22 protein-coding genes and 2 tRNA genes are annotated in these 22,915 nt (G+C 69.2%); 13 read left to right on the top strand and 11 right to left on the bottom strand.

Annotated elements, in window-relative coordinates; translation table 11 throughout:
* The first annotated feature begins 44 nt into the window (after positions 1-44).
* A complete protein-coding gene (locus ACQPYZ_RS12185) occupies positions 45-2,201 on the top strand; it encodes a bifunctional SulP family inorganic anion transporter/carbonic anhydrase (RefSeq protein ID WP_433167594.1) in 2,157 nt (718 codons plus the stop codon).
* Positions 2,202-2,420: 219 nt separating this feature from the next.
* Complete coding sequence (locus tag ACQPYZ_RS12180; protein ID WP_433167593.1) at positions 2,421-3,599, top strand: MFS transporter; 1,179 nt, start codon at positions 2,421-2,423, stop codon at positions 3,597-3,599.
* Here the strand turns inward: ACQPYZ_RS12180 and ACQPYZ_RS12175 are convergent.
* From ACQPYZ_RS12175 to ACQPYZ_RS12165, 3 genes are read right to left on the bottom strand one after another with little or no spacing between them, the layout of a single operon-like run.
* Positions 3,589-3,999, bottom strand: a complete 411-nt coding sequence (locus tag ACQPYZ_RS12175; protein WP_433167592.1) for an aconitase X swivel domain-containing protein — start codon at positions 3,997-3,999, stop codon at positions 3,589-3,591. The two genes, ACQPYZ_RS12180 and ACQPYZ_RS12175, sit on opposite strands and share 11 nt — an antisense overlap.
* Complete coding sequence (locus tag ACQPYZ_RS12170) at positions 3,996-5,252, bottom strand: aconitase X (RefSeq protein ID WP_433167591.1); 1,257 nt, start codon at positions 5,250-5,252, stop codon at positions 3,996-3,998. The genes ACQPYZ_RS12175 and ACQPYZ_RS12170 overlap by 4 nt, the downstream gene beginning before the upstream one ends.
* A 21-nt stretch (positions 5,253-5,273) precedes the next feature.
* The gene (locus ACQPYZ_RS12165) at positions 5,274-7,202 is read right to left on the bottom strand and encodes a S41 family peptidase (RefSeq protein ID WP_433167590.1); all 1,929 of its coding nucleotides are present in this window, start codon (positions 7,200-7,202) and stop codon (positions 5,274-5,276) included.
* Between the two features lie 151 nt (positions 7,203-7,353).
* Between ACQPYZ_RS12165 and ACQPYZ_RS12160 the strand changes: the two genes are divergently transcribed.
* On the top strand, positions 7,354-7,707 hold the full coding sequence (locus ACQPYZ_RS12160; protein ID WP_433167589.1) for a hypothetical protein: 354 nt from the start codon (positions 7,354-7,356) through the stop codon (positions 7,705-7,707).
* Between the two features lie 43 nt (positions 7,708-7,750).
* Positions 7,751-8,455 (top strand): M50 family metallopeptidase, encoded by a 705-nt coding sequence (locus ACQPYZ_RS12155; RefSeq protein WP_433167588.1) that lies wholly within the window; start codon positions 7,751-7,753, stop codon positions 8,453-8,455.
* Here the strand turns inward: ACQPYZ_RS12155 and ACQPYZ_RS12150 are convergent.
* A complete protein-coding gene (locus tag ACQPYZ_RS12150; RefSeq protein WP_433167587.1) occupies positions 8,452-9,177 on the bottom strand; it encodes a DUF5995 family protein in 726 nt (241 codons plus the stop codon). The two genes, ACQPYZ_RS12155 and ACQPYZ_RS12150, sit on opposite strands and share 4 nt — an antisense overlap.
* Before the next feature lie 17 nt (positions 9,178-9,194).
* Entirely contained in the window at positions 9,195-10,226 is a 1,032-nt protein-coding gene (locus ACQPYZ_RS12145) for an aldo/keto reductase (RefSeq protein ID WP_433167586.1), read from the bottom strand.
* A gap of 75 nt (positions 10,227-10,301) precedes the next feature.
* Between ACQPYZ_RS12145 and ACQPYZ_RS12140 the strand changes: the two genes are divergently transcribed.
* Complete coding sequence (locus ACQPYZ_RS12140; protein ID WP_433167585.1) at positions 10,302-10,802, top strand: mycothiol transferase; 501 nt, start codon at positions 10,302-10,304, stop codon at positions 10,800-10,802.
* Here the strand turns inward: ACQPYZ_RS12140 and ACQPYZ_RS12135 are convergent.
* Complete coding sequence (locus tag ACQPYZ_RS12135; RefSeq protein ID WP_433167584.1) at positions 10,795-11,910, bottom strand: hypothetical protein; 1,116 nt, start codon at positions 11,908-11,910, stop codon at positions 10,795-10,797. The genes ACQPYZ_RS12140 and ACQPYZ_RS12135 overlap by 8 nt on opposite strands.
* Complete coding sequence (locus tag ACQPYZ_RS12130; RefSeq protein ID WP_433167583.1) at positions 11,910-12,779, bottom strand: exodeoxyribonuclease III; 870 nt, start codon at positions 12,777-12,779, stop codon at positions 11,910-11,912. The genes ACQPYZ_RS12135 and ACQPYZ_RS12130 overlap by 1 nt, the downstream gene beginning before the upstream one ends.
* Before the next feature lie 105 nt (positions 12,780-12,884).
* Here ACQPYZ_RS12130 and ACQPYZ_RS12125 point away from each other — a divergent pair, with 105 nt between their 5' ends.
* The 6 genes from ACQPYZ_RS12125 (at position 12,885) to ACQPYZ_RS12100 (ending at position 17,423) form a co-directional block, all read left to right on the top strand.
* Positions 12,885-14,501: an amidohydrolase family protein gene (locus tag ACQPYZ_RS12125; protein WP_433167582.1), complete on the top strand. Its 1,617-nt coding sequence runs from the start codon at positions 12,885-12,887 to the stop codon at positions 14,499-14,501.
* Between the two features lie 63 nt (positions 14,502-14,564).
* Positions 14,565-14,885 carry an ArsR/SmtB family transcription factor gene (locus ACQPYZ_RS12120; RefSeq protein ID WP_433167581.1) on the top strand — a complete coding sequence of 107 codons (321 nt, stop codon included), beginning with the start codon at positions 14,565-14,567 and terminating at the stop codon, positions 14,883-14,885.
* Positions 14,882-15,649 (top strand): SRPBCC family protein, encoded by a 768-nt coding sequence (locus ACQPYZ_RS12115; protein ID WP_433167580.1) that lies wholly within the window; start codon positions 14,882-14,884, stop codon positions 15,647-15,649. The genes ACQPYZ_RS12120 and ACQPYZ_RS12115 overlap by 4 nt, the downstream gene beginning before the upstream one ends.
* Positions 15,650-15,783: 134 nt before the next feature.
* Positions 15,784-16,671: a sigma-70 family RNA polymerase sigma factor gene (locus ACQPYZ_RS12110; protein ID WP_433167579.1), complete on the top strand. Its 888-nt coding sequence runs from the start codon at positions 15,784-15,786 to the stop codon at positions 16,669-16,671.
* Between the two features lie 37 nt (positions 16,672-16,708).
* On the top strand, positions 16,709-17,245 hold the full coding sequence (locus ACQPYZ_RS12105; protein ID WP_433167578.1) for a hypothetical protein: 537 nt from the start codon (positions 16,709-16,711) through the stop codon (positions 17,243-17,245).
* Between the two features lie 105 nt (positions 17,246-17,350).
* Positions 17,351-17,423: transfer RNA gene (locus ACQPYZ_RS12100), tRNA-Asn, on the top strand.
* Positions 17,424-17,624: 201 nt separating this feature from the next.
* On the opposite strand, the gene ACQPYZ_RS12095 is transcribed toward ACQPYZ_RS12100, so the two are convergent.
* Positions 17,625-17,762: a hypothetical protein gene (locus ACQPYZ_RS12095; protein ID WP_433167577.1), complete on the bottom strand. Its 138-nt coding sequence runs from the start codon at positions 17,760-17,762 to the stop codon at positions 17,625-17,627.
* A gap of 119 nt (positions 17,763-17,881) precedes the next feature.
* On the opposite strand from ACQPYZ_RS12095, the gene ACQPYZ_RS12090 reads away from it, so the two are divergent.
* Together ACQPYZ_RS12090 and ACQPYZ_RS12085 are read left to right on the top strand one after the other, a co-directional pair.
* Positions 17,882-17,958 (top strand) — tRNA-Ile (locus ACQPYZ_RS12090).
* Positions 17,959-18,097: 139 nt separating this feature from the next.
* On the top strand, positions 18,098-19,066 hold the full coding sequence (locus ACQPYZ_RS12085) for an ArsR/SmtB family transcription factor (RefSeq protein ID WP_433167576.1): 969 nt from the start codon (positions 18,098-18,100) through the stop codon (positions 19,064-19,066).
* Here ACQPYZ_RS12085 and ACQPYZ_RS12080 read toward each other — a convergent pair.
* The 3 genes from ACQPYZ_RS12080 to ACQPYZ_RS12070 form a co-directional block, all read right to left on the bottom strand.
* The gene (locus tag ACQPYZ_RS12080; RefSeq protein ID WP_433167575.1) at positions 19,044-20,588 is read right to left on the bottom strand and encodes an FAD-dependent monooxygenase; all 1,545 of its coding nucleotides are present in this window, start codon (positions 20,586-20,588) and stop codon (positions 19,044-19,046) included. The two genes, ACQPYZ_RS12085 and ACQPYZ_RS12080, sit on opposite strands and share 23 nt — an antisense overlap.
* Before the next feature lie 115 nt (positions 20,589-20,703).
* Positions 20,704-21,471 carry a hypothetical protein gene (locus tag ACQPYZ_RS12075; protein WP_433167574.1) on the bottom strand — a complete coding sequence of 256 codons (768 nt, stop codon included), beginning with the start codon at positions 21,469-21,471 and terminating at the stop codon, positions 20,704-20,706.
* A complete protein-coding gene (locus tag ACQPYZ_RS12070) occupies positions 21,472-22,914 on the bottom strand; it encodes a basic amino acid/polyamine antiporter (RefSeq protein WP_433167573.1) in 1,443 nt (480 codons plus the stop codon). It lies immediately after the preceding gene.
* Position 22,915 lies beyond the last annotated feature (1 nt).

The following is a 22,915-nucleotide window of genomic DNA, read 5'->3' as shown; positions in this document are numbered from 1 at the left end:
CGACCATGTCTACTTCCCATTCCCCGCCTTCCAGCGAGTCTGCCGTGCGCTGGAAGCATGTCCTCCACCATGACCTGCCGGCCTCGCTGGTGGTCTTCCTGATCGCGATCCCACTCTCGTTGGGGATCGCCGCCGCGTCCGGCGCCCCGCTGATCGCCGGCCTGGTGGCCGCAGTGGTCGGCGGCGTGGTCGCCGGCGCCCTCGGTGGCGCCCCGCTGCAGGTCAGCGGCCCGGCCGCCGGCCTGACCGTTGTCGTCGCCGGCCTCGTCAGCCAGTTCGGCTGGGCCGCGACCGCCGGCATTACCTGCGCCGCCGGCCTGTTGCAGATCCTGCTGGGCGTCACCCGGATCGGGCGGCTCGCCCTCTCTCTTTCTCCCGCCGTGGTGCACGGCATGCTCGCGGGGATCGGCGTCACCATCGCCGTCCAGCAGTTGCATGTGGTGCTCGGCGGACAGGCGCAGAGCTCCTTGATCGCCAACCTGGCCGAGCTGCCGGGCCAGCTCGTCGCCCACCACCCGCACTCGGTCCTGGTCGGCGTACTGACCGTCGTCATCCTGCTGATCTGGCCCAGACTGCCCAAGGTGAAGGTGATTCCGGCGCCGCTCGTCGCCGTCGTCGCGGTGACCGCGCTCGCCGCCGTCTTCATGGCCGACGTCACCCGCGTCGACCTGCCGGACCAGCCGTTGCAGGAGCTGGTGCTGCCCGCCATGCCCGCGGGCGCCCCGCTCGAGATCATCACCGCGGTGCTGACCGTCGCGCTGGTCGCGAGTGTCGAGTCGCTGCTGTCGGCCGTTGCCGTGGACAAGCTTCATCGCGGCAAACGGAGCAACCTGGACCGCGAGCTGATCGGCCAGGGCGCCGCCAACGCGGTCTCCGGCGTACTCGGTGGCATGCCGGTGACCGGTGTGATCGTGCGCAGTTCGACCAACGTCGCCGCGGGCGCGCGCACCCGGGCGTCGACGATCATGCACGGCATCTGGATCGCGGCGTTCGTGCTCGCCGCCGGCGCGCTGCTCGAGCTCATCCCGATGGCCGCGCTGGCCGGCGTACTGCTCGTGATCGGGTTGCGCCTGGTCCAGCTCGCCCACATCCGCACGTTGCGCCGCCACGACGAGCTTCTCGTGTACGTCGTGACCGCGGCCGGCGTCGCCGTACTCGGGCTGGCCGAGGGGGTCCTGATCGGTCTGGTGCTGGCGGTGGCCCGCGTGCTCTACCGGCTGGCGCGGGCGACCGTGACCACGACCGAGGAGGACGGGCTGTGGACCGTGCGGATCCGCGGCACGCTCGTGTTCCTCGGGGTCGCATCACTCGTCCGGACCTTGCGGACGATCCCCGCGGGTGCCCGGGTCCGCGTCGACCTCGAGGTGGATCATCTCGACCACGCGGCGTACGAGGCGATCGAGGACTGGCGGCGTGGTCACCTGGCACGCGGCGGTTCGGTAGAGCTCAACCGGGTCGCCGTCCGGGCTGCGATGCGTACGGACCCGGTCCGCCGGCTGCTGCCCTGGCAACGACACGTCATCCCGGCGCCGGACCAGCGGGTGTCGATGCTCGACGGGGTCCGCGAGTTCGAGGCGTCGGCCGACGAGCTCCGGCCGATGCTGGCGAAACTCGCGGCGGACGGGCAGCGGCCGGCTCACCTGTTCATCACCTGCGCGGACTCGCGAATCGTCCCGAACCTGATCACCACCAGTGGCCCGGGCGACCAGTTCTGCGTCCGCAACATCGGCAACCTGGTCCCGCCGAAGGGATCGAACAGCAACTCCGTCGACGCCGCGATCGAGTACGCCGTCGACGTACTCGGCGTGAAGTCGATCGTGGTCTGCGGTCACTCGCACTGCGGTGCCGCCGCGGCCGCGCTGGAGGCCAACGTCCCGTCCGGCTCCGGCCTGCAGAACTGGCTGCGCCACCTCGAGCCGTCGGTACGCCGGGCCGTCGGACTGCCCGACATCATCGACCCGGCGACCGGCGTACCGCTGTCCCCGGCCGACAAGCTGTCCGTCGCGAACGTCGGCGTCCAGCTGGCGAACCTGCGCAGTTTTGCCTGCGTTCGTACGGCGGAAGCGGAGGGTCGGCTTGAGCTGATCGGACTGTGGTTCGACATCGGCGCGGCCGCGGCGCGGCTGGTCCTCGACCGTGAGCCCTACCTGGTGCGCGCCGACGAGGAACTGGCCACAGCCGGCACCTTGGCCGAACGCTGACCCCGGCGGGTGCGCTCCACGGGGGCGCACCCGCCGGTCGACCACGCGCCGGCCGAGCGGCGTCCGCCGGCGTCGGCGTTCGGTTGACGGGGCGGGGTGGAAATCCGTTGGCGTCGGCGTTCGGTTGACTTCGGCGGGGCGGAAATCCGTTGGCGTTGGGTGTGGTCGGGGCGGAAGGGTGGGCTCGACCGTCCTGTCAGGGAGGACCCAGCGACCGTGGTGACCGTCTTCGTCCGGTGGACCTGGATGCGAGCGGTGCTGCACAACGGCTGGTGGCTCGTCACCAGCGTCTACCTGGTCGTCGACGCCGGCCTCTCCCCCGCGCATCTCGTCCTGATCGGCTCGGTGCAGAGCGCGTTCGCCTTGCTCTGCGAAGTACCGGCCGGAGTCTTCGCCGACACGGTCAGCCGCAAGTGGTCGCTGGTGATCTCGCAGTTGCTGATGGGTACGGCGATGCTCACCACCGGCCTGGTGTCGTCGTTCCCGCTGATCCTGGCGACCCAGGTCCTGTGGGGCATCTCGTGGACGTTCGCCAGCGGCTCCGACGTCGCCTGGATCACCGACGAACTCGATCAGCCGGCCCGCATCTCCGCCGTACTCGCTCGAGCCGCCCGTGCCCAGCTCACCGGCGCGGCGACCGGCCTGATCGCCCTCGGTCTGCTGGCCTGGGTGACGCGACGAGACGTCACGATCGTCGTCGCGGGTGCCGCGATGATGTCGCTCGCCCTCTACATCGCGATCCGGTTCACCGAGCACCGTTTCGTCCCGGTGCGGACCGCGCGCTGGTCGTCGTCGTGGACCACGTTCCGCCGCGGTCTGACGCTCGTACGGCGAAGCCGCGAGATCCTGCTGATGTTCGCGGCGACGTTCCTCGTCAACGGCGCCTTCTCGGCCGGGCGGCTGACGCAGCTGCGGTTGCTCGACCTCGGGCTGCCCCGCGAACCGGATCCGGTCGTCTGGTTCACCGGCCTCGGTGTGGTCGGCCTGCTCGTTGGTGCGTTGACGTTCCGGATCCTCGGTCGGCGCATCGACGGTGACCACGTCCGTACGGACTACGCCTGGGCCGCGCTCGCCGGCGCGGTCGGCCTGCTGATGCTCGCACTGGCTCGTGACCCGGCAGTCGGGGCGATCGCGGTCGTCCTGGTCGCCGGCATCGTCATGCCGCTGACGCGGGTGATGAGCACGATCTGGGTCAACGCGCGGACGACGGCGGCCATCCGGGCGACCACGCACTCGTTCCTTGCCCAACTCAAATACTTGGGCGAGATCCTGTGCGGCCTGGGAATCGCCGCCATCGCCCAACTCACAACCCTCCCGCTGGCACTGGGCGCGTGCGCGACCCTCTTCGCAGCCACCGCGGTCCTGATGAAGCGTCAGCCGACGGCCGTCACCAACTGATGGAGGCGTCGAGAGCGCCTGCTTGGACGTGCAACGACTGGTTGGTGGGCAGCCCGTCGTACGCGAGGTGGTCGACGACTACGACCGGGAGGGTCAGGTCGTAGAGCTCGTGGGCTACGAGGGCTCCCAGGGCGATGATGGCGTCGGGGCGGGCGAGGATGATGGCGGCGGGTGCGGTGTGGGCGCGGATCTGCTCGGCGAGCACGCTGGACGCCGAACTGGAGCCGCGGCCGGACTCCATCAGGAGGACGCGGCCGGCCAGGATCGCGCCGCACTGCGGGTGGTGCGCGTCGACGATCCGGCCGTGCTCGTCGGTCCCGCCCCAGAACGACAACGGCTCGGTCAACCGGATGGACTCGCCGGACGCGGTGCCGGGATGGAGAGTGCGTGCGCGGATCATGCGCCGAGCTCGTGCAGGACGACGCGGCCTTCGCGGGCTGAGGTGACGCATTCCTCGAGTGAGCCGAGGACAACATCGACGTTGAGGTTGCCCGGCGCGTAGTGCGCCCACTTGCCCGAGTTCGTCATCACGTTCATCCAGGCCGGCGACAGGATCGACGTCACGTACGTACAGGTGTCCACGACCACCGTGACACCGGCAGCCTCGAGCTCCCGCAGTACGCCGGTCTCCTCCGCCAGCGCCCGCGTCGCCCGGCCGGTCGACAGGTAGAACGGCAGCGTGAGCGGCGGCCCGTCCCGGAGCATGTCCGCGAGTCGTTCACATTCGGCGTACGACGCGTGCGGCGTCCCCACACTGATCGCGTCGAGCTCACCCTCGTCGATTGTCGACAATCGACGCCGGGTAGCACGTAGCGTCTCGAGGTTCACCTCATGCCGCGGCAATTGGTCGAGCCGGCCGGTCGGCGCCTCGGGCGTGACGCCGACGACGTGGAAGAGTGCGACTCCTCCGGCCGACGCGGCCGCGGCGCCGAACGCCTTCAGGTCGTCCTCGCTCACCTCCGCCGGAATCCCCACCAGCACAGGGATCTCGCCACCCGCGAGTGACCCGACGTGATGGCCGAGCAGCGGATACGCGAGGTCCGACCGCAGGAACTTCTTACCGAGCGGCCCGCAGTCGAACACCACGGTCCCGCGCCGCGCCTCGGTCGTCTGCAGTCCGGAGTACGGCACTCGTCCGGTGATCGCGGCGCAGATGTCGAGGAAGTCGCCGTACCGGTCCGTCCGGGCACCGAGCACCGAGTTCGCGAAGACGATCGCGTTCGACTCGGCCCACGCGACATGCTCACCGAGGCCCGGCCGATGCGGCAGTTGGTACGGCGCGCACGTCCACGTCGGCGTGCAGCCGAGGTCGACGTACGCCGCCATGAGTTGGCGACCGCGGGCGGCGACCTCACGTTCGGCGTCGGTGGTGGTGCGGACCAGGCCGGGATGCAGGAGGTCCATCGAGCCGACGTTGAGCGTGGTCGGGACGCGGACCTGCGCGCCGAGGCTGACGAGTTTGCCGGCGAAGTCGAGGCTGACCTGGCCGTGGTACAGGCAGGAGTCGACGTGGGCGGAGGTGATCTCGACCAGGCGAGGTGCGCGCTCGAGACGGGCCAGGCTGACGATCACCCGCATCGCCAGCGCGACCCCGTCACCGTCCTGACCGCCGAGCAGGCGTTCTTCCTCGGCGGTCAGGTGCAGATTGTTCACAATCCGAAAAACTACAACCCTTCAGATGATGTGCCGTCGAGAGGCCACCAGCGCACCGTCGTGGTAACCGTCGGCCCGGAGCAGCTGGCCGGGCGTCACGTCGAGGATGTCGATGCTGAGCGGCGCACCGGTCAGGTCCTCCGAACTGATTGGCCGGCCCTCCAGGTAGAGATCGACTCGTTCGATTCCCTCCACATCCAGCGTGACGGTGAGCGTCGTACCGCTGATGGACGTGGTCACCCCGAGGCGGCGGACCGGCATTGCCGCCAGCAACGACCCGGCCTTGGCGAGCAGGTCCACGTTGCCGTCGAGCAGGTCGGCCCGCGTCATCTTGTGGGTCTCGTGCGGCCGGATGCCCAGGTCCTCGACCGGGGTGCCGGACAGTTCGCCGACCCGCAGGGTGCGGCGGATCGAGACGCGCAGGTTCGCGCCGTTCGGCAACGCCTCGTACGGCGAGGTCGGGTCCGGTGGCGGCGGTTCGTTCAGCAGCGCGGCGAGCAGGCCGTGGGTCCACACGTTCGCACCACCCGCGCCGGTGTTGTCGTCGACGCCGAGGATCGTGCCGATCTCGTGGTCGGCGAACCCGGCGGCGAAGATGTCGGTCGCGGAGTACACCCGGGCGTCGGTGATCAGCACGACCGGGCCGTGGTACGTCTGCCCGATGTCGTTCGCGCCGTCCTCCGGGGTGATCGGCTTCGCGGCCGAGTACGCCGCACCCGTCTCGGTCGCCAGGTCGAGCGAGTCGAACCACGGACCCAGGTCGATCCCGGCCGGGTTGTCCTTGTGCCGACGGCAGATGCGCAGGTTGAGCGGCGTACTGATGAACTGCACCGGCTCCGGCGAGATCGCGCGCGGGGTCAGCGTCTGCAGGGTGAACTCGCTCGCGTAGATGTGCCCGCCGCCGTTGTCGCGGACGTCGACGATCAGGCCGCGCTGCGGCAACAGGCCGGCCAGCCGGACGAATTCGTTCCGGAAGGCGACCGGGTCCTGCACGCTGAACGTGAAGATCCGCAGGTGCCCGAACGTCCCGGACGGCGTGACCACCTCGCGGGCCCGGAACACGCCGGGCATCGTGGTCGGCAGATCCGCGCCCCCGACCGCGGCCGGCGTACTCAGCTCGGCCGAGCTCTGGCCGCCTTCCAACTCGACCACGTCGCGGACGTAGAGCACCTTCTTCGCGCGGGCCTTCTCGTCCGAGTCGAGGTCGAGGCCCATCGAGGCGGAGGTCTCGCTGATCGCGTCCAGGTCGGTCATCGGCGGGAGGTTCGCGGTCACCTTCCACTGCTCACGCAGTTCCTGGGTCAAGCCGTCCAGCCCGACGTACGTGAGGTTGACCCAGTCCTCGTCCGGCGGCGACTGGATCACCAACGGGCGCAGGGTGAGCGACTCCAGACCGCGGGCGAGGTTGGCCGCGTCGTTGCTGCCGGCGAACTGCGCGCCGTTCAGGGCGACGGCGCGGGCGATCGGCGTACCGTTCCAGTGCGTCACCTCGGCACCGGGACCGAACTGCGGAGCCGAGTAGCCGGTGACGGTCCGGGTGATCAGGTACTGCTCCTTGCCGGCGGCGTCGTAGCACTTCTCGATCATGAACGGCAGGTACGCGATCTGGCCGGCGAACGGCGCCGGCAGCAGGTAGTTGGTGTGCAGGTCGCGGACCGAGTGGAAGATGCTCGACATCTGCCGGTGGAACATCCATTCGGGTTCCATCGTCTCGGCCGTCTGGCGTTCCATCCGCGACCGCATCACGCGCAGCCGCTGCAGCGGGTTGACCGCGTGCATGGCGGCCTTGAGCGGGAGGTGCACGTAGTTCTGGTCCAGGATCAGCAGCGCCTGATCGACCAGCAGCTTCCGCTGCCCGATCGTCAACGTCCCGGCCGACCCGAGAAACTGCGGCAGAGGTACGCCGCCCGCACCCTCAACAACCCCACCCCGACCGGACCGAGCCCCCACCGCACCGGCGCTGGCGGTGCTAGCCCGAGCGGTCCCGGCGTTGGCGGTACCAGCCCGAGCGGTCTCGGCCTTGGCGGTGCCAGCCCTAGCGGTGCCGGTGCCGGTTGTGCCGGCGCTCGTGGTCCTGGCGAGCGCCTGCTTTACTGCCCGCTTGCCGGCCGTCGTCTTCCTGGCCGGAGCCTTCTTGGCAGTGCTGGTCTTCCTGGCAGTGCTGGTCTTCCTGGCAGTGCTCGTCCTCTTGGCAGCACTCGTCTTCTTGGGAGTGCCAGCACCGGTCTTCTTGCTGGTGCTCGTCCTCTTGGTAGTGCTCGTCGCCTTGGCACTACCGGTCTGCTTCGCCGCGCTCGACTTCTTCCCGGCAGTGGTGGTCTTCTTGGCGGTGGTCTGGTTCGCCGTCGTCTTCCTGGCAGTGGACTTCGTACTGCGTGGCTGTGACATCTCTCCCCCAATGCGGCAGCCCCTCCCCGGGCCGCGATCCCTCCACCGTCGTCCGCCCACCGCATGATGTCAACGGCCGGGTGCGACCGCCCGGCTGCAAGGATGGGGTGGTGAACGAGGTCTGGGACAGCTTGACGTCGGTGCAGCCCGAGCCGTCGCTGCGGGTGGTGATCGGCACCGCGATCGCCGCGCTGCTGCTGATCGCGTGGCGACCGGTCTGGCGGCACACACGCCAGGTGGTGACGATCGCGCACGAGGGCGCGCACGGCCTGATCGCGGCGCTCGTCGGACGCAAGCTCGCCGGGATCCGGCTGCACTCCGACACCTCCGGAGTGACCGTGTCCCGCGGCCACCCGACCGGCCCGGGCATGATCGCCGTACTGCTCGCCGGTTATCCGGGCCCCGCACTCTTCGGTCTGGCGGCAGCGTTCGTGCTCAGCCGCGGGTACGCCGTCGCGCTGCTGTGGGGACTGTTGCTGGCGCTGCTGATCCTGCTGCTGCAGATCCGCAACCTGTACGGGCTATGGTCGGTTCTCGTCTTCGGCAGCGTCGTGTTCGCCGTGTCGTGGTGGGGATCGGCGGCCGTCCAGTCCGCGTTCGCGCACCTGCTGACGTGGTTCCTGCTCCTCGCCGCTCCTCGTGCGGTGCTCGAGTTGCAGCACTCCCGCCGCGGTGGCGGTGGTCGCAGCTCCGACGCGGATCAGCTTCGACGACTGACCGGCGTACCTGCGTTGATGTGGGTCGGGATCTTCGGCCTCGTGACGCTCGGGTGCCTCGGGGTCGGCGTCGTGTGGTCGGGCGCCTTGCCGGACTAGGCCGGCGGCGGCAGGGTCACGCCGAAACCGGTGATGGCCAGGCGAAGCAGCACCTGACCGGGACGGAGGAGGTCGGCGATCTTCGCGGCGCTGAGCAGTTCGAGCTCGGCAAGCCGGGTCGCGTACGCCGCTGGGCCGTCCAGCCGTGCCCGTTGCAACTCGGCCGTGTTGTGCCAGACCTTCTGCCGCGACTCGCGCAGGAACCGTTGCGACGCCCGCCGGTTGAGCGGTGTGAGCACGCGGTCGAGCAGACTCCTGGCACCTCCGAGCTCGTTGTCCTCCGCACTGACCCGCTCCGCGAGTACGCCGTCGATCCGCTCGTGATCGCGTCGGCGCCGTTCCATCAGCTGTGGATCCGCGAAGTCCTCGTCACTGATCACCGCGAGCAGCGCCTGCGGAAGGTCGTAGTTGACATGCGCGTTGACGCCGAGCAGAACATGCAGCAACGGTGGCAGGTCCGCCGGCGCCTCGAAGGCGAGCCGCCAGGGTCGAGCGGCGCCCTCGGCAGCGTCGTGCGCGTCGAGATAGAGCTCCGCGAACTTCACGTCCCACTCCTCGACCCAGTCCGGATCCTCGAACCGTCCCTGCGTGATCGCCGTACCCACGGCCTGGGTCGTGCGGAGGTAGGTGGCGAGGAACACGCGCCGGTGCTGGAGATCCGCCGGTACGTCGTCCAGCCGTTGCTGCAACTGCTGGACGACGCCGGCGATGCCCTCTGTCATCGGACTGAACGCAAGGCTCAGGCTCGGCCGCCGGCGATCGGACGACCGCGCTGGGCGACGCCGGGACCGCCGTACGGGTAGTCGGCTGCGCCCGGATCGCTCGCCTGGTCGAGCTTCGCCGTCTCCTCCTCGGTGAGGTGGAGGTCGGCCGCGGCGAGGTTGTCGTCGAGCTGCTCCAGGGTGCGGGCGCCGAGGATGACCGAGGTGACCGCGGGCCGGTCCACCAGCCACGCGAGCGCGACCTGGGCCATCGAGATCCCGCGCGCCTCGGCGATCTCGCGCACCGCGTCGACCACGTCGCGGACGCGCTGGTTGCGACTGCGCCGGTGCCAGGACTCGACGCCGCGGTCCGGGTTCTCGCCCAGGCGGGTCGCGCCGGTCGGCTCCTCGTCGAACGAGTACTTCCCGGTCAGCCAGCCGCCACCCAGCGGAGACCACGGCAGCAGACCGAGCCCGTTCTCCTGCGCGGCCGGGACGATCTCCCACTCGATCTCCCGCACCAGCAGGTTGTACTGCGGCTGCAGCGTGACCAGCCGGGACCACCCGCGCCGGTCGATCAGGTCGCACGCCTTCTGCAGCTGCCACCCGGTGAAGTTCGACAAACCGCCGTACCCGATCTTGCCCGCGCGTACGGCGTCCTCGAGGAAGCTGAGCGTCTCCTCGAGCGGGGTGACCGGGTCCCACGCGTGCAACTGGTAGAGGTCGACGTGGTCGACGCCGAGCCGGCTGAGTGACTGGTCGAGCGCCCGGCGCAGGTGCCGGCGGGAGGTGCCGACGTCGTTCGGCGAGTCCCCGGTCGGGAACCGGCCCTTGGTCGCGAGGACCACGTCGTCGCGGGCCGAGCTCTTCGCCAGCCAGCGCCCGACGATCTCCTCGGAGACCCCGGCGCTGTAGACGTCGGCGGTGTCGACGAGGTTGCCACCGGCCTCGACGTACCGGTCCAGCTGCGCGTGCGAACCGGCCTCGTCGGTCTCGCTGCCGAACGTCATCGTGCCGAGCGCGTAGGTGGAGACGACGGCGCCGCTCGCGCCCAGAGTGCGGTATTCCACAATTGCTCCTCGTTGTCCGGACAAAGCTTGCAGCCCACCTTAGAACTGTCCGTGCGGTTGGCTAGGTTTGCGTCCATGAAGACGAGTGAACTGCTGATCGACGCACACAGCCGGATCCAGGAGGTCGTGCACGACGTCGTGGAGGGTCTCGACGAGAAGTCGCTGACCACCCGGCCGGGCGATACGGCCAACTCGATCGCGTGGCTGGTCTGGCACCTGACTCGCGTCCAGGACGACCACCTGGCCGACGCCGGCGGCCACGAGCAGGTGTACACCGCGGACGGCTGGCACGAGCGGCTCGGCCTCCCGCTGGACGCCGCCGACACCGGGTACGCGCACACGTCGGAGCAGGTCGCGCAGGTCCGGCTGTCCGCCGAGCAGCTGCTCGGGTACTACGACGCCGTGCACGCGCGCACGCTGGAGTTCCTCCGGACGCTGACCGACGACGACCTCGACCGGATCGTCGACCGCAACTGGAATCCGCCGGTGACGCTGGGCGTGCGGCTGGTCAGCGTGATCAACGACTGCGACCAGCACGCGGGCCAGGCGGCGTACGTGAAGGGACTGATCAGCTGAGCCCGGCCTCCCACAGCGAGTTGCCGGCGATCAGGTAGAGCTTGCCGGAGTCGGTGCGGGCAGCAGCGGTGACCGGACCTTCCGGGCCGGCGGCGGACTCCCGCACGGTCCAGCTGCCGTCGTGTCCGCTGACCACCTTCACCTTGTTGTCCTGCGCAACGACCTGGACGTACTCGTCGCCGATCACCATCGGCGGCGGCAGCTTGTCCTTGTCCCCGACCGGGATGTCCGGTACGCCGGTCAGTCGCTTGGCCGGCCCGCTGCGCAGGACCTGCCAGATCGCCAACCGGTTGTCGACGTACCCGGAGACGACGCAACCCGACGAGTCACAGGACGCCGTCATCGCCTGACTGCGGTTCCCCGGATCCGGCAGGGTGATCGCCCGCCATCCCTGGTTGAGCTTCGCCGATTGCCAGACGGCCGCCTCCTGCGCGACGACGTTGGGCGCCAACCGCACCTGCGAGCCGACGAGCACGATGCTCTCGCCGAGCGTCGTACCGAAGCTGGGTCCGACCAGGAGGGACGGCGTACTCTGCAACACCGTCTTCGCCGGGCTCTGCCGGACCCACTTGGCGTCGCTCTCCGGCAGCCAGACGGCGGCGTCGTTCCCGGTCTCGACACCACCCCAGGAGCCGAGCAATGCGCGGCCGCTCGGCGTGATCACGGCGGAGTAGAGTCCGCCGGCGGTTTGTCCGCCGAACGTGTTGAACTCCTGCGGCCGCTCGACCAGCCCGCCGTCGACTGTGCCCGTCCACACTGTCCAGCGGGTGTTCGAGTGCGCGCCACCTGCTGCGCCGCCGAGTCCGAGCAACTGCTTGCCGTCGTAGGCGATCGAGTACCAGATCGCCTCGAACGCGTACGGGCTCGTCGGCGAGGGCGTGACCTTGACCTGCTTCCGTTGGTCGCCGTCCAGGACGACGAGTTGCGGAACCACCTTGGCACCGCGATCACGCAGTCCGACCAGCAGTTGGTCGCCGTACGCGGTCAAGGTGACGGGCTCCGCGCCGACGTCGACCTTCGTCCAGGTGACCGTCTCGGCCGCCGGCTTGTCGTCACTGCAGGCAGCAAGGCACGCGAGCGCGACGGCGGCCGCGACCAGGCGGCGCATCAGCGGTTCTGCGGGAGCTTGGTGGTCTTCTTCCGGCCGGTCCGCGGCGCGGACGGCGGCGGCACGACGGGGCCGATGTCGCCGTCCGGGGCGACGTCGAGGTCGAGGATGACCGGCGCGTGGTCGCTCGGCCCGGTGCCCTTGCGGGCCTTGCGGTCGATCCATGCGGCCTTGACCCGGTCGGCGACCGGCTCGGTCGCGAGCATGAGGTCGATCCGCATCCCGAGGTCCTGGTGGAACATGCCGGCGCGGTAGTCCCAGTAGCTGAAGATGCGCTCGTCCGGCCAGCGGTCGCGGACGACGTCGTGCAGGCCCTTCGCCGACATCAGGTCGGCCAGCGCCTGCCGCTCCGGCGCGGTCACATGCGTCGACCCGACGTACGCCGCCGGGTCGAACACGTCGGCGTCGGTCGGCGCGATGTTCATGTCACCGCAGACGATCTGGTCGGCTGGACCGGCGGCGACGACCTCCTTGAGCGCCGCCAGCCAGGCGAGCTTGTAGTGGTAGTGGTCGGAGTCCGGGACGCGACCGTTCGGCACGTAGAGGGAGTGGATACGGATGCCGCCACACGTCGCCGCGACCGCGCGGGCCTCGGGCTTCGGAAAACCGGGCGCCTCGGCGACGCCGGTCACCACGTCCTCGATGCCGACCTTCGACAGCAGGGCGACCCCGTTCCACTGCACCTCGCCGTACAGGGCGGTCTCGTACCCGCGGGCCGTCAGCTCCTCACCGAGCAACGCGGTGAACGCGTCGTCCGCGAGCTTCGTCTCCTGCAGGCACACCACGTCCGGCTGCCGCTCGTCCAGCCACCCCAGCAACCGCGGCAGGCGCTGCTTGACCGAGTTCACATTCCACGTCGCTACTCGCACCAGACTTACGGTAGACCCCGGCACGGACCATTTCAGCTCGGGCCGACTTCGGGGACGATTCCTGACCTACTCTCGTGAACAGGGGCGGTGTCAACGGGAGGGGCCATGTTCGTACTGCGTGGGACCGTCATGACGATGCGGCCGGACGGACAGGTGCTCGACCAGGGCGCGGTGTACGTCGGTGACGACGGCCTGATCGCGGCTGTCACCCCCGTGGACGCCGTGCCGGACGGGTTCGACGACGCGGTGCGGATCACCGTGGGCGGGGTGATCTGCCCCGGTCTGATCGATCTGCACAACCACCTGATGTACAACAGCCTGCCGTTGTGGACCGAGCCGTCGCGCTCGGTGCCGTGGACCTCGCACAACCAGTGGGGCCGCGCACCGACGTACAGCGCGCGGATCAGCCAGCCGGCCCGGCTCCTCGGTGCCGCCGCCGGGCGTGCGCTGCTCCGGTACGTCGAGACGCGGGCGATCGTCGGCGGGACGACATCGATCCAGGGCAACCCGCGCGGCGCCGTACCGCCGGACGACGACCTGATCCGCAACGTCGACTCGGAGAGGCTCGGCACCCGCGACGACTTCATCCGGGTCAGCACACTCGTTGCCGATAGCAAGGAAGCGCTGGCGCCGTACGCCGCCGCAGTCAAGCTCGGCCGCGGGTTCATCGCGCACTCGGCCGAGGGGTCGGATCCCAGGCTGCGCAAGGAGTTCCAGCTGCTCGACGAGGTCGGCGTGGTCACGCCCCAACTGGTCGCGATCCACGGCGGCGCACTGACCGCGGACGACTTCGCCCGGATGACCGCCGGGAGGTCGACTCTCGTCTGGTCGCCGTTCTCGAACTACTGGTTGTACGGCGCGACCGCGGACGTCGCGGCGGCGAAAGCGGCCGGAGTACGACTGTGCATCGGGTCGGACTGGGCACCGTCGGGGACGCGCAACGTGCTGTGGGAGTTGAAGGTCGCGGACATCTGGAATAGGGCACAGGCCTCCCCGGTGTTCACCGACGAGGAACTAGTGCGGTTGGCGACGTCCAACCCGGGCGAGGCGTTGTCGGGCGTCTGGCCGCATCCCCTCGGCCGGATCGAACGCGGTGCGCTCGCCGACCTGATCGTCGTACGGCGCACGCACGCCGACGTCTACCGGAACCTGGTCGCGGCGACCGAGTCCGACATACGCCTGGTGATCATCGGCGGACTGGCTCGCTACGGCCTGCGGTCGTTGATGAAGCCGCTGGCGCCGGCGGCGACCGCGATCTCTGTCGGGCGTCTGTCGCGCGCCATCGACTACGGCGACCCGTCGGTCACCTGGAAGTCGGTGTTGACCGAACTGGAGCACATCCGCGCCAACCCGACGGCCGCCGCCTCCCGAGCCGCAGCCACCTTCGCCGCCCTGGCCGCAGCCGACGAGGCCGCCTTCAACGCGATGATCACCGGCACCTCCCCCGCGACGGCCGACGCCCTCGCTGCCGACCCCCTCGCCGCCGACCCCCTCGCCGCCGACTCCCTCGCCTTTTCGGATGAGGGCTTCGTTCTACTTCCCGACATGCCGGCCCCGGAGCTCGACACCGGACTCCGCCGCCGAGGCCCCACCGGCGCCACCCCGCCCGCCGTCACCATCCCACCCCTGGAACCACTGACCACCGGGCCCAGCTGGTTCGACCAGGTGGACGCCAACCCCTTCCACAACGGTCTGCTCTCCTCCCTCCGCGCGTACGCCTGATCCCGTCGCTCTGTCATACATATGACTTGAACCGTATATACGCTTGCTGTAATACTTCTCGCCATGGACGTCTTCGAGGCGATCGCGGAACCCACCCGCCGGGAACTCCTGGACCTACTCGCCGAACGCGAGCGACCGGCCGGCGAACTCGTCGACCACCTCCACCGGCTCACCCAGCCCGCGGTCTCGCGCCACCTGCGCATTTTGCGCGAGGTCGGCCTCGTCGAGGTCCGCCCCGACGGCCAGCGCCGGATCTACGCGCTGCGCCCCGACCGCCTGATCGAGATCGAGAACTGGATCAGCCGGTACCGCAAGTACTGGCCGCGTCACCTGGACGCCCTCGAGCAACACCTCGCCAAGCCCCAGAAGGAGCCCACCGAATGACCACCCACGACCGTCACGGCGTACTCACCATCGACGGCGACCGCGCGACCATGACCTTCCGCCGCCACCTGCCGCACCCGATCGAGGCTGTCTGGGCCGCGCTCACCGACCCGGCGGAACGCAAGGCCTGGTTCGGCGAGACCACCATCGACGCTCGTACCGGCGGCACCATCGAGATGATGCCCGACGAGCCCCCGGCCGCACCCGACGCCAAACGCCTGACCGGCCGCATCCTGGTCTGGGACCCGCCGCACGTCCTCGAGCACGAATGGCACCAGCGCATCGTCGAGGACAGCATCGTCCGCTACGAACTCACCCCCGACGGCGAAGGCACCCTCCTCACCTTCACCCACCGGCCTCTCCCCCACCAACGCCCGCGGCTTCCTCCCCGGCACCCACGCCTTCCTGGACCGCCTGGACGCCCACCTCGCCAACACGCCCCTCCCCCACTGGCCCACCCGGTACGACGAACTGTCCGCCACCTACCCCACCTGGTCCTGACCCGCCGCTCCCACTCCCGCCTAATCCTGACCCGCCGCCTACCGCCACCTCCCCGCCTGGTCCTGACCAGCCGTCCCACGCCATCCGCGCCGGCCCGCCGACCGCCCCCACGCCTGACGTCTTGCCCGGCCACGACCTGCCCTTCCCCGGCCACCCTCCGGATCTGCCCCACCTGCCCGCCTCCGCACCACCCGGCGCCAGTCCGCCCCTCGCCGCGAGCCCACCCTGAAACGCCAACCTCACGAGCAGCCGGCGAATCTTAGTCCCCGCCACGACAGCGTGCGCCGTTATCCACAGGGCAGATCCGACAACGTCCCGTAGTTATCCACCGACAGAAAGTCATCCCGCTCCCGGGCCTCCGATCACGGCACTCTCTTTGACGAAGAGAGGGGAACGGATGGCCGAGCTCGACTGCGAACCCGCCGACGTCACCGCACTGATCGCCTACCTGCGCGACATCGGCAATCACGAACTACTCACCCTGGAGGAGATGAACGAGCACTCGTACTGGATCGAGGCCGGCCTGCTGGCCGCCGAGCAACTGGAGGCCGGCAGACCCACCAGACACGACCCGGCCGACCTCCAACTGGTCGTCGCCCTGGGAAAGCAGTCGCGCCGCCGAATGATCGAAGGGAACCTCCGCCTGGTCGTATCCCTGGCGAAGCGGTACACCGGCAAAGGCATCTCCCTCCTGGACCTGATCCAGGAGGGCAACATCGGCCTCATGCGTGCCGTCGAGCGGTTCGACCACCGCCTCGGCCACCGCTTCTCGACGTACGCGATCTGGTGGATCCGCCAGTCGATCGGCCGGGCGATCTCCGACCGCTCGCGCCTGGTGCGGATGCCGGCGCAGGCCTACACCGACGCCTGCCGCCTGGCATCGACCCGTCACGACCTCACCCAACGCCTGGGTCGCGAGCCAACCACCGCCGAGCTGTCCACCGCATCCGGCCTGACGCCCGCCCGGGTTGAGCGAGCCCAAGCCTGGCGAGTCCACCCCGAGACCCTCGACCTCGACGACACCGAGCCCCTCGTGGACGACGAGTCCCTCATCCTCCACGCCGCCCTCCGCCGGGACATCGCCCACCAACTCCAGTTCCTGGACGACCTGCACGTTCAGGTCATCCACCACCGCTACGGACTCAACGGCCACACACCGCTCACGCCTGAGGAGACCGCCACCGCTCTGAACCTCACTCCCGATCAGATCCGAACCCTCGAACGCGAAGCCCTCCGCCACCTCCGCCGCCGAGCCATCCCCCAACTCCGCGACTACGCGGCCTGACCCACGGCCAACTTGGCCCGACTGGAATGATGGGAGCGTGAGACTCAGGCGTACCACCTGGCCCCGAGAGCTGAGCGAATCAGTGACGGCGACCTCGAAGCAGACCGGCGGCAAGGAAGACATCCTCGCCGCGGTCCAACTCTCCGACGGCAACTGGGTCGCCGGTACGCGCGCCGCCGTCTACCTCCCCGCCGAATCACCGGACTCGGTCCGCCGCGTCGGCTGGGAGCAGATCGAACGCGCCGGCTGGGACTCCGAGGCGTCGGTCATGCACATCTACGAAACGACCGCCTTCGGCACCCCGCTCCGCGGCACCGAGCTCAAGCTCGACGACCCCGGCCGCTTCGGTCAACTCCTCCGCGAACGCGTGGACGCGAGCATCGTCGTCCAGCGCCACATCCCGTTGAAGGGAAAGCGCGGCGTACGCATCGTGGCCCGCCGCAACCCCTCGGACACGAACGCCCCGGTCACCTGGAACGCGGTCCTCGACAAGGGCCTCGAACCGGACCAGCCCGGCGTCCTCGACGCGGCCGACGCAGCCCTCAAATCCGTCCGTGACGAGTTCGGCATCTGACCCGCTCCAGGCCTGATTGCTGACCCGGAATCCCGTTTTTGTAGTTCGTCGCGGGCCTGCTAACCTACTCAGGTCCTCGGGGATCGGGGGCACGATACACACCGATCCCGCGTAGCTCAATTGGCAGAGCAGCCGGCTGTTAACCGGCAGGTTACTGGTTCGAGTCCAGTCGCGGGAGCAACACGAAGCCGGTTTCCACCAGGAACCGGCTTTCTGCGTCTCTGGGGCCCGACGGCTCGGCGTACGACGTACCTCGCGCACTAAGACCTTCACGGCAGACACCGCCGTCGGAACATCAGCCGCGGTCGCCAACGCTCTCGACACGCGAACAGCCCTCAGCCGGTCGCGGCTGAGGGCTCACGCTGAGGTGGCCGTGTGCTCAACGCTCCTTGCGGCGGTCGATGGCGCGTTGGATGCGGTGCTGCGGCTGACCTGTCAGCTTCGCGATCAACGGCACGCGGTACTTGTACGCCGCGATCGCGCCCACCACGAGCACGAGAAAAATGAACCAGCCCATCGGACTTCCCTTCGTCGGGACCTGCTCCCATCATGCCCGGTCCCCGGTAACCACCCCTCAGTCGAACCCCTGACCCGCCCCTGGTTTCCCGCCCGCACCAGATAACATCTCCCGCACACGGGGCGGTAGCTCAGCCGGTTAGAGCAGAGGACTCATAATCCTTGGGTCGTGGGTTCGAGTCCCACCCGCCCTACCACACAAAATGTCCGATCTCGGTTGAGGTTGGACAGGTCCGTCTTGGTTGAGGCTTTCCACCGGCTTGGTTGAGGGCTTCGGCGTCGTGCGCGTGGGAGTGAGTGGGTACCTGCGTGTGGTAGGACTGTCGGGGAGACGGCATGTTGCGCATCCTGTTCACTTCGGACGACCTCGCGTCGACGCGGTTCCTGCCCGAGCCGGCTCCGTCGCTGGAGCTGAAGTTCGCGGCTCGTGGACTGCGCCGCGGGATTCGCGCGGCGTGGGGCGAGCGGTGGCGACGTACTGCGCTGAGTGCGGTCCCGGCGCCGGCGCGCTCGGCGGTGCGGCAACTCGGCGGGCACTTCTCCTGGACGGTGTCACCCACGTTCGCCGTCAGCGACGACTTCGACGAAGCGATGGAAGCCTTCCTCGAGCTCGGCGTGGAGCGGTTGCGGGCGGAGATGGCGCTGTACAGCAGCGCCCCCAACTCGGGTGTTCCGTTGTGGCACGCGTTCGAAGGGAACCGCGAGGCCGGACGGCGGCTGGCGCACGTGACGAAGGCCGCGTTCACGGCGGCGGTGCAGCCGTACTGGGCCGACATCCGGGCCAACCACCACACCGAATTGGCACGCTACGGACGCCTACTGGCGTGTCATGGGATCGGTGCCGCGCTGACCACCGTCGTACCAGGCGCCAATTGGAGCGAGGACTGTCTGCTGATCGACAGTCCGCAGGACCGCACGGTCCACTTGCACGGGCGAGGACTGCTGATCACGCCGAGCCCGTTCTGGACGGGACCGCCGCTGGTGGGCGAACTGCCCGATCAACCGGTTCTGCTGGCCTACCCGGCACCGGCCACACTGAGCATCCGCGTTGGTGCCGAGTCCGACTCCCTGGCGGCGATCCTCGGGACGACCCGGGCAGCGGTACTGCGTCTCCTTGCCACCGAGCACACCACCGGGGACATCGCGCGTCAGCTCGGCATCAGCGCCGCGTCGGCGTCCGAGCACAGCACTGCCCTGCGGGCGGCACGCCTGATCTCCAGCCGCCGCGACGGCAAGGCGGTGATCCACGGCGCGACCGTCCTGGGTGAGGACCTCGTCAGGCTCAACACGGTCCGAACCACGTAGTGAGCGCCGTACGCAGAGATTCTCGATCGTGCTGATCCGGGTGCGGCGCATCCGTGACCCAGGCGATATAGCAGTCCGGGCGCAGGAGCAGGCCGGTGGCTGAGGTGTCCTTGGTCCGGGCGGTTACGGTGTCGACGCGGCTGCGCCACCCGTCCGCCGCTGTCGCCAGCGACGAATCTTCGGTGAGGTCGAGCAGCAATGGCCGCGCAGTCGTCGTGAGCTCGGCGAGCCGGACCGGGCCGGTGCCCGTCTCCAGGAGTAGGTCCGGAGACCACCGGCCGACCAGCTGGTGACTAGCTTCGACTCCCATGTCGTAGCAGATGTCCGCGCCAGACATCATGTTCGCGACGTGCGCCACAGTGTGCTGGTCACGCAGAAGCTCGGCGAACAGTTCGCGCAGTGCCGTCACCTCGGCGCCGGGGGCCACCAGAGCGAGCTGGGCCTGGCTGTGCATGGCTACTCGCTCACCGATCGGCCGCCGCTCGGTTTCGTAGCTCTCCAGCAGTCCTGCCGGCGCCCAGCCACGAAGCACCGCCGCCAGCTTCCAGCCCAGGTTGACCGCGTCCTGCAGGCCGAGGTTGAGGCCCGGTCCGCCGATCACGAAGTGAACGTGCGCAGCGTCGCCGACCAGCAGCACGCGGCCCTCGCGATACCGGTCGGCCAGCCGCGTGTTGACACCGATCCACCGATCCAGCCGATGCGGACCCTCGCCGTCCGGCGGCCGAAGCGGCAAGTCAATACCCATGACCTGGTGGATGCTGTCGTGAATCTCCTCGAGCGTCATCGAGTCGTCGTTGCCGAACCCGCCGGTCGTCCACTCGATCGTGAACACCACATCCGATCGGGACGGCAATCGCCCGTACGCGAAGACGCCCTGTTCCGTGCGGTGGTACATCGGCGAGATGTAGCCATAGCCAGGCACGTTCAGCCCGCCGGTGTCCGAGTCGACGTACTCATCGGGTACGGCGACTTCTGCGATGCGGCACACGATGTCCTCGCTGGCCGCACCGGGGAACTCGATGCCGGCGAGCTTGCGGGTCAAGCTGTGTGCGCCATCGGCGCCGACCAGGTACCGGCTGCTGATCTCGTACTGCCCGTCGGGGCCGGTGACTTCGGCGGTGACCGTGTCGGCGTTCTGCGTCAGGTTGGTCAGCTCGTGGCCCCTGCGGACCTCGACGCCCAACTCGGCGGCGCGTTCGGCCAGGACCTGCTCCATCCGGGTCTGCGGTACGGACAGCAGGTAGAACGGATTGTCGTCGAGCCCCTGCAGATCCATGGGCACGGCACCGAAGAAGAACGCCGGCAGGGGGCGCGGCGGCCCGGGCTCTCCGGCCAACGGCTGGTACAGACCACGGCGATCCAGCATCCGCACCACCTGGCCGACCAGGCCGTTCGCACGGTTCTTCCGCCGCGGCTCGGGCAGCCGTTCCAGTACGACGGCACGCACGCCGGCCAGACTCAGCTCGCAGGCCAGCATCAACCCGTTCGGCCCGGCCCCCGCGATCACGACATCGACAACCATCACAGCTCCTCAGACGACAACGCCCCGATCCTGCCGCGCCGTCGCCGCACCCGAACAACATTTCGGTCCACCCCGAAACGACCCTGTCCGGATCCGTCCTCTACGGCTGTCGCGATCATTCCGCCGACGGGAAGTGGCCGCCCAGGAGGTCGCGGAGGCGGTTTCGGCGGGTGGTGTAGGCGGGGCCGAAGCGGGTGTCGGCGCGTTCGCGTTTGCGTTGGCCGTAGCGGCGGAGGGCCCACGGCGAGGTGGGCTTGGCCAGTCTGACGGCTCCGATCAGCGCCACCACGGGGACGACGATGCCGATCAGGCCGGTCGCCGGTTTGCCCTTGAGGAAGCACAGCAGGGCCATCACGAGGTGGAAGGCGATTCCGCCGAAGTACGTCCAGTTCGACAGGGCGCCGCCGGTCCGTTCGGGCTCGGCGCCGATCGGGCTCGCCTGGGTCAGCAGAACCACGCCCAGTGCACCGCCGAGCAAAATCGCGTCGATGGACTTGCGGCCCTCCGGACCCCAGTAGACGTCGTCGAGATGCAGCCAGAGCGCGAACTCGTCGAGCGTCAACGCCGCGCCCGCCCCGAAGGTCACCGCGAGCACCTCGGCCCACGGCGTACCAGGGGCGTAGCGGAACTGCAGCAGCCCCGCCAGCATCACCATCAGAATTCCCCAGACCTGGTGGTGGATGTGGATGCCGCCGATGTACAGGTCGGACAGGCCGCCCTCGTCCTCCGGCCGGGCGTTCCGCCGGTGCTTGGCGCGGATGCGCCGGGTGATCGCCCGCGTCACCGTGAAGGTCACGAAGAAGGCGAGCAGCATCCAGGCGGCCTGTGCCCGGCCGGTGTCGACAAGGTCCCCGTACCAACCCACCCGGATCACCCGCTCCACTCAGACATCGAGAGCGTCCGTCGAGATCAGCACGACGCCGAGCACCGCAGCAAGCATCAACACAGCACACGCCACTGCCTCGGCCCGGTTGAACACCCGCAGCCCCTGCTCGCGACGGGCCGCGAGATAGAGCAGGGTCCCTGGGGCGTATACGATCGCGGCGAGCAGCAGGTACTTCGGGCCGGCTGCGTACAGCATGAAGAGCGAGTACACGACCGCGACGGCCGCGATCACCCGTTGCCTGCGCCGCTCCGGCTCGTCGGCCGCGGTGTAGGTCTGCCGGGTGACCGTCAGCTTGAGCGCGTACGACGCCGCCAGCAGGTACGGAACCAGCGACAACGCGGTGTCGAGCTTGAGCATGAAGTCCAGCGCGTCGTCGACGAGCAGCACCAGGAACAGGAACAGTTGTACGGCGGCCGTCGTGCTGAGCAGCGCGGCGATCGGGGTCCCGTGCCCGTTGTCCCGGGTGAGGAAGCGCGGCATCACGTCGCCACGCGCCGGCATGTAGAGCACCTCGGCGTTGATCAGGGTCCAGGCCAGGTAGGCGCCCTGGACCGAGACGATCACCCCGATGCTGACGAAGGTCGAGCCCCACGACCCGACCACCGACTCCAGCACGCTGCCCATCGACGGCTGTTCGGCCTTGGCCAGGTCGGTTTGCGGCAGGACGCCGTACGACACCAGGGTCACCGACGCGAACAGCGCCAGCACGCTCGCGAAACCGAGGATCGTGGCCCGCCCGACGTCCTCGCGCCAGCGGGCGTACCGGGAGTACACGCTCGCGCCCTCGATCCCGAGGAACACGAAGGTGGTGACCAACATGGTCTCTTTGACCTGGTCGAAGACTGCGCCAACCGAGCGCTCGTCGCCGCCCCAGAAGTTGTCTGCGAACGTGCGGGTCTCGAAGGCGACCGCGACGATCACGACGAAGGTGAGGATCGGGACCAGCTTCGCGATCGTGACGATCCGGTTGACCACGGCCGCCTGGCGCACGCCCCGCGCGATCAGGACGTGGAACAGCCAGACCAGCGCGGACGCGAGGACGACGGCCAGCAGCGTGTTGCCCTGGCCGAGACGCGGGAAGAACGTGCCGAGCGTGGTCATCGTGAAGACCATGAAGAAGACGTTGCCGGCGACGTTGCTGGCCCAGTAGCCGAACGCCGAGTTGAAGCCGGCGTAGTTGCCGAACCCGGCCTTCGCGTAGACGTACACCCCGCTGTCCAGGTCGGGCCGCCGTACGGCCAGCGACTGGAAGACCAGGCCGAGCATCAGCATGCCGGTGCCGGCGACGATCCAGGCGATGACGGCACCGAGGACACCGGTGGCCTCACCGAACTCCTTGGGCAGGGTGAAGACTCCCCCGCCGACCATCGAACCGACGACCATGCCGGTCAGGGTGAGCCCCGAGACCTTCTGGACGGCGGTCGGCCGGCGGACAGTCACC

The organism is Kribbella sp. CA-247076 (assembly GCF_050942445.1).
Lineage (GTDB): Bacteria > Actinomycetota > Actinomycetes > Propionibacteriales > Kribbellaceae > Kribbella.
Note: the sequence above shows the minus strand (reverse complement) of the source record. Positions and strands in the feature narration are given on the sequence as shown.